Source organism: Pseudomonas sp. WS 5532 (assembly GCF_012985445.1).
GTDB classification, from domain to species: Bacteria; Pseudomonadota; Gammaproteobacteria; order Pseudomonadales; family Pseudomonadaceae; genus Aquipseudomonas; species Aquipseudomonas edaphica.
The window spans coordinates 170,594-184,905 of record NZ_JAAQWK010000004.1; the positions used below are offsets into that span (position 1 = coordinate 170,594).

9 protein-coding genes are annotated in these 14,312 nt (G+C 59.7%); 4 read left to right on the forward strand and 5 right to left on the reverse strand.

Translation table 11 applies throughout. The features are described from left to right. Positions 1 to 83 precede the first annotated feature (83 nt). The 3 genes from HBO23_RS09545 to HBO23_RS09555 all read left to right on the forward strand — a co-directional run bounded on the left by HBO23_RS09545 (position 84) and on the right by HBO23_RS09555 (position 8,931). Complete coding sequence (locus HBO23_RS09545; RefSeq protein WP_170037912.1) at positions 84 to 2,141, forward strand: methyl-accepting chemotaxis protein; 2,058 nt, start codon at positions 84 to 86, stop codon at positions 2,139 to 2,141. Between the two features lie 90 nt (positions 2,142 to 2,231). Beyond that, positions 2,232 to 8,186 (forward strand): membrane-targeted effector domain-containing toxin, encoded by a 5,955-nt coding sequence (locus HBO23_RS09550; RefSeq protein WP_170037914.1) that lies wholly within the window; start codon positions 2,232 to 2,234, stop codon positions 8,184 to 8,186. A gap of 118 nt (positions 8,187 to 8,304) precedes the next feature. Beyond that, the gene (locus tag HBO23_RS09555) at positions 8,305 to 8,931 is read left to right on the forward strand and encodes a glutathione S-transferase (protein WP_017136952.1); all 627 of its coding nucleotides are present in this window, start codon (positions 8,305 to 8,307) and stop codon (positions 8,929 to 8,931) included. 76 nt (positions 8,932 to 9,007) lie between these two features. Here the strand turns inward: HBO23_RS09555 and solA are convergent, their stop codons facing one another. The 5 genes from solA to HBO23_RS09580 form a co-directional block, all read right to left on the reverse strand. Then, the gene (gene solA, locus HBO23_RS09560) at positions 9,008 to 10,177 is read right to left on the reverse strand and encodes an N-methyl-L-tryptophan oxidase (RefSeq protein WP_099548973.1); all 1,170 of its coding nucleotides are present in this window, start codon (positions 10,175 to 10,177) and stop codon (positions 9,008 to 9,010) included. A gap of 1,048 nt (positions 10,178 to 11,225) precedes the next feature. Further along, positions 11,226 to 11,576, reverse strand: coding sequence for a hypothetical protein (locus HBO23_RS09565; protein WP_170037916.1), 351 nt, complete (start codon positions 11,574 to 11,576; stop codon positions 11,226 to 11,228). Between the two features lie 92 nt (positions 11,577 to 11,668). Then, complete coding sequence (locus HBO23_RS09570; protein WP_170037918.1) at positions 11,669 to 12,079, reverse strand: hypothetical protein; 411 nt, start codon at positions 12,077 to 12,079, stop codon at positions 11,669 to 11,671. Positions 12,080 to 12,088: 9 nt separating this feature from the next. Continuing rightward, a complete protein-coding gene (locus HBO23_RS09575; protein ID WP_017136948.1) occupies positions 12,089 to 12,715 on the reverse strand; it encodes a LysE family translocator in 627 nt (208 codons plus the stop codon). 67 nt (positions 12,716 to 12,782) lie between these two features. Then, positions 12,783 to 13,238 (reverse strand): VOC family protein, encoded by a 456-nt coding sequence (locus HBO23_RS09580; RefSeq protein ID WP_099548977.1) that lies wholly within the window; start codon positions 13,236 to 13,238, stop codon positions 12,783 to 12,785. Between the two features lie 125 nt (positions 13,239 to 13,363). Between HBO23_RS09580 and HBO23_RS09585 the strand changes: the two genes are divergently transcribed. Continuing rightward, the gene (locus HBO23_RS09585) at positions 13,364 to 14,104 is read left to right on the forward strand and encodes a BPL-N domain-containing protein (RefSeq protein WP_169984705.1); all 741 of its coding nucleotides are present in this window, start codon (positions 13,364 to 13,366) and stop codon (positions 14,102 to 14,104) included. Positions 14,105 to 14,312 lie beyond the last annotated feature (208 nt).

The following is a 14,312-nucleotide window of genomic DNA, read 5'->3' on the forward strand; positions in this document are numbered from 1 at the left end:
CGTATCTTGCTAGAACCAAGCTAATCAATGACATGGCATTTTGCTTCTAGTCATTTCCAGCTTGTTTTTGGGAGCGGTCGGCCATGCACACTCTTTTATCACCCGGTATCCATTTGCTCGGCCGTTTCGGTTTTGCGCGCAAATTCCAGGTGCTGTTTCTCCTGTTCATGCTGCCCCTGGCCGGGAGCCTCTGGATGATTGGCTCGGACTATCGCGGCAAATTGAACGTGATTACCAGCGAGCAGTCCGGCGTGCACCAACTGTTGGCCCTGGACACGCTCGATGGCCAATTGACTGCGCAGCGCAACCTGGCCGCGCGCTGGAAAGCATTGGATATCCTCCACACCCCAACCCCTGCCGCCCAGGCAGCAATGGACAAAGTGGATGCAGGCAACCCGATGATTATGCAAAGCCTGCAAGGCTTGGGTGAAGCACTCAAAGCCCGCAACGCCAGCGCCGACACGCTTGCGCGGTTTGAGGCATTGCAGGCGGCGGTCAAGGGCATGGACACCCAGTCCCTGCGCACCGTGGGCTGGTGGCCGGACGGCTACGACCGTTTCACTGCTGCGTTGACGGCGCTGCAAACCTTGCGCGAGCAAATCACTCTGGATACTGGCCTGATCCTCGATCCGTGGCTGGAAACCTACCTGCTGATGCAGATCTCCACCCAGCACACCCCGGACCTGATCGAGCGCATCGGTCGCACGGCCAGCGTCGGCCAGTCGTCCATCGCTTCGGGGCAGTTCACCTTGCAAAGCCGCTTGCAGATGCGCGACCTGCGCGGCCGTATTGGCGATGCACGTGACCAATTGGCCAAGGCCGCCGCTTCGCTCAAAGCCAAGCAATATCCTGGGATCGAGCCGTGGACGGCGCAATATGACAGCAGCCTGCTGCTTCTGGATAACGAACTAAAAACCTTGGATGAAGGCGTGTTTGGCGGCACCATCAAATTGGACACCGCCGCCTTCGACCGCAGCGTCGACAGCATGTTGGGCGCGTTGGGGGCGTTGCGCAGCCAGTCGCTTAACTCACTGGATACGCGCCTGAGTGACTACCGCGAGCGCTCGCTCCAGCACTTTATTCCGGTGGCGGCGACGTTCAGCCTGCTGGCCCTGGCCGCGTTGTACTTGTTTACCTGCCTGCAAGCCTCGATTCGCCGCAGTGCCAGTGGCATCACCACGCTGGCCGAGTCGTTGCGCGACGGTAACCTGTGCGTCGAAGTGGCGGTAGAAGGGCGTGATGAATTAGCGGCCATCAGCCGGGCGCTCAACGTTGCCGTGGTGCAATTGCGCACCAGCCTGCTGGGCGTCAATCACGAAACCCAGCAACTCGGTTCTGCCGTACTCACACTTAACGCGCAGTCAGGCAGCACCCTCACCGAGGTGGAAGACCAGCAACACCAAATCAGCCAGATTGCGGCCGCCGCGACCCAATTGGCCGCCACCTCCATGGGCGTGGCCAAGAGTTGCGAACAGGCCTCGGGCAGCGCGCAGCACACAAGGCGCATCGCCGAAGACAGCAGCCGCGACAGCCTGCGCACCACGGCAAGCATCCAACAGCTCAACCAGCGCCTGACCGACACCGCCAACGCCCTGGAACAGGTCAGCCAGCAGGGCCAGCAGATTCAATCGGTGGTCGACACCATTCGCGGCATCGCCGAACAGACCAACTTGCTGGCGCTCAACGCGGCCATCGAGGCTGCGCGTGCGGGCGAGCAGGGCCGTGGGTTTGCCGTGGTGGCCGATGAAGTGCGCAGCCTGTCGCAACGCACCCAGGCGTCCACCGCACAGATCGCCGGCACCGTGGACAGTTTGCGCGCGACTGTCAGCCAGGCGGTCAGCCTGATGGGCGCGGCGTGCGACCAGGCACTGACCGACGCCGAATCCGTCACCGGCCTGGGCACCCGCCTGGGCGAAATTGCCGGTGCGGTGCAACACGTCACCGACACCCTGGCGCAGATCGCGGCTGCGGTGGAAGAACAGGCTGCAACGGCCGATGAGGTCAGCGGCAATATCCAGCAGGTCGACCAGGCGGCGGGGCGCTTGCTGGACGGCGCACGGGCGGTGAATCAGGCGGCCGATACCTTGCGCAAGGGCAGCCTGGCGCTGAGTGATAACACGGCGCGCTTTCGATTGGGCTGAGGCGCGGGCAGGTCAACAATATCTACCGCAGATACGCTCGGGCTGCGTCTCATGCTGAGGGTTCATTCCATCAGTATGAGGACCGTGCCCATGAGCACGCCGAGCCCTACATCCGCGTCACCGACGTTTCAGGAAATTCGTACACACCTGCTTGAGATCGACCCGGGCCTGCGCACGCAAACCCAGGAGCCTGTCGTATTACCTGCCGAACTGCATGCGCTGGAACAACTGAACACCACCCTGATCAGCGCCAACAACGTCCTGTTGGCGAGGTCACGCAGCTTGTTCGAGGCATTGACGGAGGCAGATCTCACCCAAGCGGCCGGCAAGACGTTGCTTGCCCAACTCAAAACCGACTTGGACAAGCACCTGCTGGGCCTTGACGAAGTCAGCACGGTAGGCATTCAAGGCCGCAAGAGCTACCTCACCCAGGCGGCCGGTCTTGGCGCGTTGGAGCAGCAAGCCAAACTGGATGTGCGTGATTACCTGCTAAGCCCTGCCGAACAACGCATGGTTGAAGACTGCTCCCGAGGCCCGACCTTTCGTCCTGGCATGTACTCGCTTCATTTCAGCTACCAGGACAAAACTGTGGAATTTGCCGGGGCCTTCGTTCTTACGAGAAAGTCCAGCCCAGTCGTGGACAACCTGACGTCGGTAGAAAACCTCGGCCAGGTCTTGTTGTTCACGCCAAACAGGGGGCTGGAGGCCTTCGACTCTCTGGTGCAGCTCGACCAGAGCCTCAAGGCGACTTTGGCGCTACCGGCGGGGCGAGCGGAGTTCTGCCGACACTTGCCTGTACGTTATCAAACGCTGGATGTCGTCGATATCTGGCCCTTGCAATTGCTGCCCATTGACGGCGAGCCACTGTTCGAACACACCTACAACGCGATGATCGACAAGCGCAGCCAGGACATCGAACTGGCATTGAGCCTGCTGGACAACCCATTGCACGAGGCAACGCAGCTCAAGTCAGCATTGGACAACGCGGTGACAGCAGCGCTGCCAGACTTGTCGTCACGCTTGGCGTTCAGGCGCCAACAGCTACTCGAGCGCAGCGTCTATAACAGCCTGCCGGATTGGTATCGCAACGCGGCTGCGACGGACCAGCAAACCCTGAGTCGTTGCATGCAGGATTACAATCAGGCCCGGGCTACCTATATCGAGCTGCTGGGGCCTGTTGCGTCGCCTCAAGCCCTGGCAAGTTTCCAGTTGACCGAGTATCTGGACGAAGCGCTGGAAATCTACGACCTGGACCCGCGTCACCTGAACATCACCACCCGACGCAACGTCGCCAATGTCGGCACCTATGAGCAGACCCGCAATCTGGTGCAATTAAGCTATGACGGGCTGCATACCGACGACGAGTTGCCCGGCTCTGATTTTTTGACCACGACCGCCCTGACCTATGCCGACGCGCCACTGCAAGGTGACCATGCCGTTCTGAGTGCGCAAAGCCTGCTCCACATCCTCCGCGAACCTGGCCTGCAACCGCGCCTGGACTATGCCGCGCTGCAAAAAAAAATGCAGGCCGAAACTGGCTACAAGCAGGCTACTCGCGACCTGTTTGATCATCGCCTGGTGTTGCTTGCCTTTGTCGCCCGGTTGCGAGGCGACCTGAGCCCGGCAGACCACAGGTTGTTCGAAGCGTTGCGGGCCGGTACGAACCCGCTCCTGTGCGCACGCACCGTGCTGCTGCATGGCGCGCAACTCAAAGACCTGTGGTTATTGCGCGAGGAAGATGCCAACGGCCAAATCCGACGCTTGCTGTTGTGCACCCCCGATTCGCCACGTGAGCGACAGTTCCTGGCGTTCACCACCGAGCTCGAATGCCAGGCGCATATCATCGGTTGGGCCGATGACAACACCCGGTTAAAGGGTCGCACCATGAGCGACTACCTGTTGGAGCAATGCCCGCTGCGTTTTCGGCCGAAGATGCACACGTTCCTCAAAGGCTTGGGCTTCAGGCCCGACGCAAAGGAACATGAGGAAGCGACATTTGGCCCTGTGTGCTCCCACACGATATGCCTGGACGCCATGGTCATGCATGGGCAAAGCGCAGCGCAGGACGACTACGAATACAGCACCCCGCTGTGGTATCGCTCAGCCCAGGCGGCGGACCGAACCCGGTTGACCAGCCTTGCCGAAGATGCCGCAGGTGCCTTGCGCGTCTATAACGCCATGCCCGATTCAGAAGCGAACTTCATTACCTTCAATGCCTATCTGCACGATAAAGCCAAACTCAGCCTGAACACGCTGCTTGGTCGCCGTCAGAATGATATCGACCCGGATAGCGTGTTTGTGTCGGCGCCCTGGCCGTTGCTGGGCGGTGCGCCGAAGCCCATTTCCTATACCCGGCTGTACAGGGACGGTTACACGGATAACGTCGGGTTCATCGACCCGAAATTCTCCACTTCGGCCACGTTCAGCGGGCCGGTGGGCGTGGACCTGAGCCGTTTGACCCCGCAGAACGTATCAAGGGCGGTGACGGGTGTATGGATCGGGCAACGCTACACCGACGAAGTGCGCGCCAACTTGCAAAGCGCGAGCAGTCCCGGTTACGCCAAACGGCGCGACGCCACCTTGACGATCACACAACTGCAGATGAAGTACGCCGCACTCGATGGCTGCCTGCGCGGTCATATCGCCCGAGTCGACTTGACCTGGTTGGAGCGTGCGATCGACAGCCTTGGCGACACAGCGGCGGCGACCCGCTCGACTTATCAGGTACATCGCCTGAGCATTGACGGCGATTGGGTGATAGGCAGCTACCTGTTCAGCCATGCAAGCAACCCGGTTTTGCTCTACACCCCCAACGCACCCGATGGCATCGGTTTTCGTGAAGCGAAGCTATTCAACTACTGGCTGAAAAAGGTCGACGGTGTGTCGGACTACCTGCAGGGTCGGGTGCCGGTCCCATCTCAGGTACGGATCGGAGCGTTTCTGAAGACTGCCCGCAATGGCTTACCCGAAACGATTGACCGTACGACCCCAAGCCCGGCGCGCTATGACCGGATAACCCCGGACACCACCGTGAGCGACCCGCGCAATGATTTTTACAACATGGTGTTGCAGCGCAAAATAGACGATGTAGTTGCCACCACGGTCAATCGCACGGAGATGATCACGGGGATTCTTTGGACGTGCGTCGAATTGGTCACTGCCATCGCCACTATCCCTTTTCCCGTATTGAGCCTGGGCCTGGGTGGTTTGCTGGCGTTCAAGGACGCGATGCTCGCTATCAGTGCCTACCAACAGGGTGACACGGGCGAAGCCTTGAAACACTACATTGGCTACCTGGCCAATGTGGGCGGCGCTGTGCTGTTTGACTTTCGCCCGGCCCTTAAAGCACTGCGCGTGCGGCCGGTGACCAAGGCGCTGAAGCAGGCCACGCTGATCAACGATATAGACCCAGGCATTGCTGCCGGAATGAAACCTGTGATGTTCAATTCCGAGCAGTTCTGGATCAAAAACACACCGGACTCCCTGGGGCGGCATCTGCTGTTTCGCCGTGACCCAGTCACCGGGCAAATGCAGTCAACCACACGTGTGGTCAACCAGAACAGCGATGGCCATTGGGTGCGCTTCACGACTCCGGGAGGCGGGCGCCATACGCTACTGCGCGAAGAGGTCGACGAGTTACTGGTGCCCTACGAGATTGCACCCGAGCAAGGGAAGTACTTCAGGCGCGCGCTCGACCTTGAATATGTGCGCATCGTTACCAGCCCTCCGGACGACGCCATTGCACAGGGCATAAGTGACGGGGCCTATCTTCAGTTGAAGCCTCTACGCGACAGCTATCTCGATCAGATGAAACACCTGACTCAAGACGCGGACGCGTTTTATGCCTCGCCTCCAGCGCGCCCGGACCGTAGCGGCTTGCCGGTGCTGGCACCGGATTCCAGCCCATCTACTGCGCTTGCCACCCTGTTTCCACTCAAGAAGCGGCTGATCATTGGCGCATCCAATACCAGCGTTGCCAGTAAGCAATTACTCATCGAAAACCTGCAAGCCTTGAAAGCGCAAGGGCTCAAGCGCGTGTACGTTGAAAACCTGCCGGCCGATGTTTTCCGGACCAAACTCAAAATTATCAACGGCGAAACCCAGGGTGACGTGGCGTATGCCTTGAAACAGGTCGAGGACCATCTGGCGCGGGTAGACTCAGGCTTGGGCTGGGACGCGGACGCGCCTTTTACCTACCGTAAACTGATGCTTGAAGCCCACAAGCACAAGGTCGCGATCGACGGCGTGGACGCCTCGAGTTCTTATCATATGGAGCATGTGCTGGCGCTGTCTGAGCAAGAGCGGTTTATCCCTCGCAACAGCAAACTCAGGAACTTCTATTCCCACAAAGCCCTTTCACAAAACGACCCCGATGATGGTTGGATCGCCCTGGTTGATCACACCCGCATAGGGAGCACGGACGAAGTGCCGGGGCTGGCCGATTTGCAGAATGTCATCGCCCTGCGTGTGGAGGATGTTACCCCGGGCCAGGCGGTGGGCATCTCGCCTGATACTGCCTCCGCCGCGTTGTCCCGGGGTGATTACCGGATGACCATGGCGCCGGCATCACAAGCGCTGCCGACGGCGGGTCCTTCAAGGGCGGTGCCGGCGCCCGCTGCACCGTCCCATTACAGTGAGTTCGATCTGCCCGCGTCGTTTAAAGCGCACCTGGATGAAATGGTGCACTCGCATCGTGACTTGGATACTCGCTACGGCTTTGGGATTGGGCACCTGTATGAGGCGGCGTTCAAGGGGTTCAAGAACACCCGTAGTCGTTTGGAGAAGGCCGCCAAAGCCGCCTTTGCCACTTACACGCCCCCGGCACGGTCCACCTTCGTCGAGCTGGGTACGGTTGCCAGCGAAGAGGCGTTCGTCAAGCTACTGTACAAACTCAAGCGCGGACTGATTGTTGCTGAAGCGCATGCGGATAAGGCGAGTAAACAGTTCCTGATTAAATACATGAAGCTATTGAAAGAGCAGGGTGTAAAAACCTTGTATCTGGAACACCTGCTTACCGATCTGCACCAGCTTGAACTGGACGTTTTTTATAACACGCTGAAAATGCCGGAAAATCTCAAGCGCTATCTGAGGGCGCAGGACCTCGGCCATATGGGGAGCGGTTACACGGGAAAAAACACCTACACCAAGGTCGTCAAAGCGGCGAACAAGGCGGGCATCCGCGTGCGGGCTCTCGACTGCACCGCCAGTTACCACGTCAAAGGCATGCACGACTTGAACGCCCGCCAGAGCGTGTTCAGTTACTTTGCCAATGAGGTGATCAAGGCTGATCAGGCGGCACTGGGGCCGCATAAGTGGGTCGCACTCATGGGCACCTCCCACGCCGACATCTATCAGGGCGTGCCAGGCATTGCGCAATTGCAGGATGCGGTCAGCTTGACGGTACGCGATGTCGCGCCCGACCATGCGCTGCCTCTGCACCGTGGAGGCTGGGAAATCCTCGAGCGCGGGGTCAAGACGCCCGCGGGCACGGCCATGCGCAGTGACTTCAAGGTGCATGTCGGTGTGGCCGGTACGCCGGCGCCGCCCCCGATGGTTGCAGCGGATCGTACATGGATCAGAAGTGTCGGCGATTTCCTGATCGAGCGGCCTTCAATGACCCAAGCCAATGTGCTCCATCGTTCTAACACTGGAGATATCATTTCCACGCCTGTTCAAATTGACGATAAGGGGCAGTTCTTTATTGAGCGGTGGCCACAGTTGCAAGCAAAGCGTTACCCAAGTCTGGATTTTTTGATTCATGCACTCAAGACGGATGTGCAGTTGACGGCCGTTTCCGCTTCGACCCTGCCGAGCGTGCGCCTGAAAAACATCGGTGACTTCCTGGTCGAGTACGCTTCATCCACACAAGCCAGTCTGCTTCACCGTTCCAGGACTGGAGAGATTATTACCACCCCAATAAAAAGTGACGAGCTGGGGCAGTTGTCTATCGAGCGCTGGCCGCTGTTGCAAGGCAAGCGGTACGCAACGATAGAAGGCTTGGTGGATGCGCTCAAAAAAGAAGTGCGTTTGACCGCCGTCGCCTGATCACCGCCTCTTGAGGGGCAGCCTCTCGTGAAGGGGCTGCCACAATAAATCGTGGGCACTCCACTGGGCTGGCGTAGTCTCATGGCCAGACACCCACGCTTATCCTGCGGAGCTTCCCATGATCATCGTCCACCACCTCAACAACTCGCGCTCACAGCGCATCCTCTGGCTACTTGAGGAGCTCGGCCTGCCTTACGAGATCAAGCGCTACCAGCGCGACCCGAAAACCAACCTGGCGCCCCCGGAGCTCAAGGCCATCAACCCACTGGGGAAATCCCCGGTTATCGAAGATGGCAGCCTGGTGTTGATCGAATCCGCCGCCATCATCGACTACCTGATCCGCCGCCATGGTCAAGGCCGCCTGCAACCTGATCCTGCCTCTGCGACCTACGACAAATATGTGCAATGGCTGCATTTTGCCGAAGGCTCGGCCATGCTGCCGCTGATGCTCAACCTCTACGTCGGTCGTCTGGGTGAAGCCGGTGCGCCGTTGCACCCGCGTATCGAGTCGGAAGTGGCCAACTACCTGGGCTATCTGAATGACGTGCTGGCGGATACGCCGTATCTGGTCGGTGACGAACTGAGCGGCGCGGACATTCAGATGAGCTTTATCGGTGAAATCGCCAAGGCCCAGGGCAAGTTGCAGGCCTATCCAAACCTGGCGGCCTGGGTGCAACGCTTCCAGGCGCGACCTGCGTACCGCAAGGCGGTGGAGCAGGGCGGGGAATACGCGTTCGCCAAATAGGTCAGGCCAGAAGGCACAATTGCCCCTTGTGGCGAGGGGGGCCAGCCCGCTCGCCACGGGGCTGTGTCCCCCATTCTTAAACGCTATTGCCCTCGAAACGCTTTAACGAAAACGCCGACAGGTCCAGGTCACTCGACCCTCGCATGCACCACTGCGCAAATGCCTCACCCAGCGCCGCCGAATGCTTGAAGCCATGCCCCGAGCACGGCGACACCACCAGGGTGTGCTGCAACGTGGGGTGTTCGTCGATAATGAAATCGTGGTCCGGCGTCACGGTGTAGGCACACACCGCCGCCTTGAGCACTTTGGCCGACACGCCGGTTATACGGCCCTTTACCTGCTGTTCGTACATCTCCTGGGCTTGCGCCGCCGAGACCGTGCGGTCCAGCGTTTCAGGCGTGGCCGTGGTGTGGTACTGCGCCGTAGCCAGCTTCATGCTGCCTTCGCCGGGCAACGCCGGGAACCCATAGTGGGTCTGACCTTGTTCGTGCGTGAGGATATAGGTGGGGGATTTGCCCACCAGGTCGGCCCCAGGCTCCAGCGCGAACCAGAACAGCTGTTGCCGATAAACACTCAGCAACCGGTCAAACGGCGCGCCGAGTAATTCGCCGGCCCAGTTGCCCGCACTCACCACCAGCTTGTCGGCCTGTAGCGTGCGCTGGTCGGTGGTCACCGTCACGCCGTGAACATCCGAACTGATGTGAGTCACCGTCTCGCCCTTGTACAGCGTGGCGCCGTGTTGCTCGGCCAAGGTGAGTTGCACATCAATGCAGCGCTCAGGGCGCACAAAGCCGCCGCCAGGCTCGTAATAGCCGATGGCGCTGTCCGCCACTTGGGCAAATTGCGGGAAACGCTGGCGAATCTGCGCAGCGTCCAGCCGCTCATGTTCAATGCCGTAGGTTTGCGCCAGGCCGATGGTGCGCAGGGTGAAATCGGTTGCATCGCTGGGATCAAAGTCATCTCGAGAGGTGAGCACCAGCAACCCCGACTGCTCAAACAGCGCCTGCCCCGACAACGCCTCAAGCTCGCGCCAGATAGCGTGCGAACGCCGCACAATGGGCACGTACTGCGCGCCTTCGCCCACCGACAGCCGCGTAATACGCGTATCGCCATGGCTGGAGCCAAAACTGTGGGGCGGGTGGTGGCGGTCGATGCCGGCGACTTTCACACCGGCTTTTGCCAGTTGATACACCGTGGCGGCACCCATGGCGCCCAGGCCGATGACCAGCGATTCATAGCGTTCCAAGGTTGGTACTCGTGTGTGAGGTGAGGGCGTAGTTGAGGCTAAGGCGTGGGAAAAAACAATGGGGGATAAGAAGGTAGCCTGTACCCCGTTCAGGAAACCCACAGTTGATCTTCGTCGCCCCGCAATCCCCTGTGGGAGCTGGCTTGAACTGCGATAGCCGGTTAACACGAAGTCTGTGGCAGGTGGGCTGTTGTGGCGAGCAGGCTTGCTACAGGAGAAATTGGCTGCCTTCAAACGTTGTGTAGATACCCATAGCTATCGCAGGCAAGCCAGCTCCCACATTAGCGCCGCGTCAGGCCAGGCGTGCCCGCTAGTCGCCGAGGCCACCTCGGCGTCTTGTAGCGCCGCAGCCGTCAGTTCGCGCCGTTTGCCAGGGCCAGCTCCTTATTGGCCCGCGTATCGAACACCCAAATCACCCGCAGGCTTTGCAGGAACGCAGCGTAGGCAGGTGGGCTGTTGTGGCGAGCAGGCTTGCCCTGCGTTGGGCTGCGAAGCAGCCCCAGTAAAGGCACTGCAATTTTCCTGAAAGAACTCAGCGTCTGGATTTGGGGCCGCTTCGCAGCCCAACGCAGGACAAGCCTGCTCGCCACAGGAGAAATTGGCTGCCTTCAAACGTTGTGTAGATACCCATAGCTATCGCAGGCAAGCCAGCTCCCACATTAGCGCCGCGTCAGGCCAGGCGTGCCCGCTAGTCGCCGAGGCCACCTCGGCGTCTTGTAGCGCCGCAGCCGTCAGTTCGCGCCGTTTGCAAGGGCCAGCTCCTTATTGGCCCGCGTATCGAACACCCAAATCACCCGCAGGCTTTGCAGGAACGCAGCGTAGGCAGGTGGGCTGTTGTGGCGAGCAGGCTTGCCCTGCGTTGGGCTGCGAAGCAGCCCCAGTAAAGGCACTGCAATTTTCCTGAAAGAACTCAGCGTCTGGATTTGGGGCCGCTTCGCAGCCCAACGCAGGACAAGCCTGCTCGCCACAGGAGAAATTGGCTGCCTTCAAACGTTGTGTAGATATCCATAGCTATCGCAGGCAAGCCAGCTCCCACATTAGCGCCGCGTCAGGCCAGGCGTGCCCGCCAATCACCGCCATGCTGGAGGTTGCAGGCTTCTTCGCAATCAAAGCGCACGCAGCGCTCGATTTTCACGGGGGCCACTTCGGCGTCGTGCAGCGCAACAGCCGTCAGTTCGCGCATACGTTGGTCCGCGCCGTTTGCCAGGGCCAGCTCCTTATTGGCCCGCGTATCGAACACCCAAATCACCCGCAGGCTTTGCGGGAACGCAGCGTAATCAACCGTGTGAGTCAGCCACTCGAAGCCCGGGATTTCAGCCTTGGCGGTTTCGCAGGCTTCGGTCAACGTGGCGACCAGGCGGCGTTCGAGGCGGGCGGTGTCGCGTTTGGTTGGGGGCATCAAAGGTCCTGAGATTCAATAAAAGTCATCACATCATCCGGCTCGTATTCACGGATTAGCCAGTTGTTCCCATCGGTTCGAAGTGAAACTCCTTAGACCTGAATGTCACACCGCGCCTCAACAGCGTGCAGCCGCAAAGTCAGACCCGATGCGAAGCACACCACCACGTGATGGTCGGCGGGGAAGGTATCGCAGAGGTAGAACGTTTCTGTCTCGGCATCGGCCGCCACAATGCCGATGGCGTGAAGCACCGTGTCGTCTTCAATCGGGCTGTCATGGCGCCCTTCGGCCGAAAAAAAACTCACGCCATGGAACGTGACGGTGATCTCCCGAGGCTCTTCGGGCGGCACCCAGTCCTCGGTCCGCCGTGTAAACCTGAGCGACAGCGTGCGCTCAGACAGCGCGTAATGGATGTCGCTGGCGACATAGAAATTGTGCAGGTCACAGGCGCGTCCTTCGACCTCAACCTCTATATGCCCGAGTGCAAAACCATGGAATTTCATCGCGCCTGCCTATCGCTGCTGAAACGCTACTTTCAGCCCCAGCCCCATAAACAGCGTGCCGATGATCTTGCCTTCCCACCGACGCAGCTTGGATAGCCCCTTGAGCCCGCGACTTAACGGGCGAATCGAGAGTGCCAGCAAACTCGTATAAACCGCGCTGAGCCCCGAAAAAATCAAGCCCAGCACGGCAAACTGCACCAACGACGAACCCGATTCCGGGTGTACAAATTGCGGCAGGAACGCCAGGAAGAAGATCGCCGTTTTCGGGTTCAACACCTCAGCCCCAATCGCCTGGAAAAACGCCTGGCGCGGCGTCACCGCCGGTAGCTCCAATCGCGCATGCGTGCCGGTTTTGGCCATGAACGCCCGCACGCCCAGGTAGATCAAATACGCCGCGCCGGCCCACTTCACCGCATTAAACGCCGCCGCCGAAGTCATCAAAATCGCCGACAGCCCCAGTGCTGCGCACAGTGTATGAATCAAGTCGCCGCACGCCACACCCAGCCCGGTCGCAACACCGACCTTGCGACCGCCTTGAATCGTGCGCGTGAGCACCAACAGCACGGAAGGGCCGGGGATCAGGAAAAGGCCGAGCACCACGGCGATGTAGGTGACGAGGGCAGTGAATTCAAACATGACGGGTTATCTCGCAGATGGGCGCGGCCTACAGTAATCCTCATGTAGGCAGCCAATGCAACGCCGATCAAGCAAACGCGGCGACCATAAACGCCTCCAAGCCTTTCTCCTCCAGAATCTCGATAGAGAAATGCCCGAAGCGCTTAGGCAACCAAATGATCCGTGTGCCGGACGGCGATTGTAGATCCGCCAGGCTCAAGGGCCGGCCGTTTTCATCCTGCGGCTGCACACCCTCGGCCATCAACTCGGCATAGGCCACCTCAATATCCGGCGTGGTGTAGCAATGCCGATAAATCATGCCCTCACCGTGCGCGTCCAACAGCTCGCGCAAGTTGCCCGCCACCGGCTGCACCAGCATAAAACGCTCCAGGCCCATCAACGCCACCGCATATCGCACATGCAGCCCGCCGCGTTCCCACACCTGGGTGTTGGAGATTTTGGCCTTGAGGATCTTGGCGTAATAAGCGCAGGTTTCTTCAAGGTTCTCGACCAGTACGTCGACGTGGCTGAACTTCAGCTCCATTACAGGCCCTCTTGGCGGGTGTGGATTCAGGCGACAGTAGCCGATTTACAACTGTTAACGAATTGAAAGTCGCGTTCGATATAGGCTTCGAACAGTCCTAACCCCTGTTCGCCGAGCCCTCAACCATGAAATTGCCCGCCATCGCTGCCGCATTTTTTGTACTCGCCACCCTGCAATCACCCTGGGCACAGGCCGCAACGCCCATCACCCACGTCGCCATCTACCGAGGCCCGGCGGGCTGTGATGACTGTTCCGAGAACGTCAAAAACGCCTTGCTGCGGCTCAGCCCCAACTACCAGATCGACTTTGTAGGCGCGGATGAAGCCATCGACATCACCCCGCAAAACCTTGCACGCTATGACCTCTATGTTCAGCCGGGCGGCGGGCAGGATATTCCGGCTGCGCTCGACAGCTTCGGTGATGCACGCGTGGGCGCCATTCGAGACTACGTGGCCAAGGGCGGGCGCTACCTGGGGTTATGCATGGGCGCTTATCTTGCCGATAACAGCAACTTCGGGTTGATACCCCAGGACCTCGACTCCGAAGCCGGGCGACCGGGGTTTGAAGTGCGCGGGATTGAAGACGCGGCGGTACGAGTGGTGTGGGATGGCAAGCCGGACAGTGTGTTCTATCAGGATGGCCCGTACTTTCCCAAGGTTAAGGGGCACGCGCCGTATACGGTGATTGCGACTTATCGCAATGGCGATGTGGCGGCGGCGCGGTATCGGTATGAGAAGGGCGTGGTGGTGCTGAGCGGGCCGCATCCGGAGGCGGGGAAGGAGTGGTTTGAGAATGCGGGGATTGCGGTGAGTGAGATGCCGCGGGGGGAGTTGTTTGGGGTGTTGGTGGGGCGGGTTGGGGAATGATGTATGTGTCTGCGTTTGTTTGGTAGCGGGTTGTTGGGGAGGGCTGCTTTCGGCCAGAAGCGGACACTCACGAGCTTCCTACCTTTTATCCGTTCAGCCATTCACGTTCGTTTCCAGCCTTCGAGAGTCACTGCGAACCAGCTCGAACTCTGCAATGGATGTGTGCGACTTTTGATACAGGGGATGGCCAATTGCCGCTCGATCTAGT

What these genes read in the sequence shown, in the direction of transcription:
- HBO23_RS09545 (WP_170037912.1), top strand. Translation starts at nt 84, where the DNA reads ATGCACACTCTTTTATCACCCGGTATCCATTTGCTCGGCCGTTTCGGT.
- HBO23_RS09550 (WP_170037914.1), top strand. Translation starts at nt 2,232, where the DNA reads ATGAGCACGCCGAGCCCTACATCCGCGTCACCGACGTTTCAGGAAATT.
- HBO23_RS09555 (WP_017136952.1), top strand. Translation starts at nt 8,305, where the DNA reads ATGATCATCGTCCACCACCTCAACAACTCGCGCTCACAGCGCATCCTC.
- HBO23_RS09565 (WP_170037916.1), bottom strand. Translation starts at nt 11,576, where the DNA reads ATGCCCCCAACCAAACGCGACACCGCCCGCCTCGAACGCCGCCTGGTC.
- HBO23_RS09570 (WP_170037918.1), bottom strand. Translation starts at nt 12,079, where the DNA reads ATGAAATTCCATGGTTTTGCACTCGGGCATATAGAGGTTGAGGTCGAA.
- HBO23_RS09575 (WP_017136948.1), bottom strand. Translation starts at nt 12,715, where the DNA reads ATGTTTGAATTCACTGCCCTCGTCACCTACATCGCCGTGGTGCTCGGC.
- HBO23_RS09580 (WP_099548977.1), bottom strand. Translation starts at nt 13,238, where the DNA reads ATGGAGCTGAAGTTCAGCCACGTCGACGTACTGGTCGAGAACCTTGAA.
- HBO23_RS09585 (WP_169984705.1), top strand. Translation starts at nt 13,364, where the DNA reads ATGAAATTGCCCGCCATCGCTGCCGCATTTTTTGTACTCGCCACCCTG.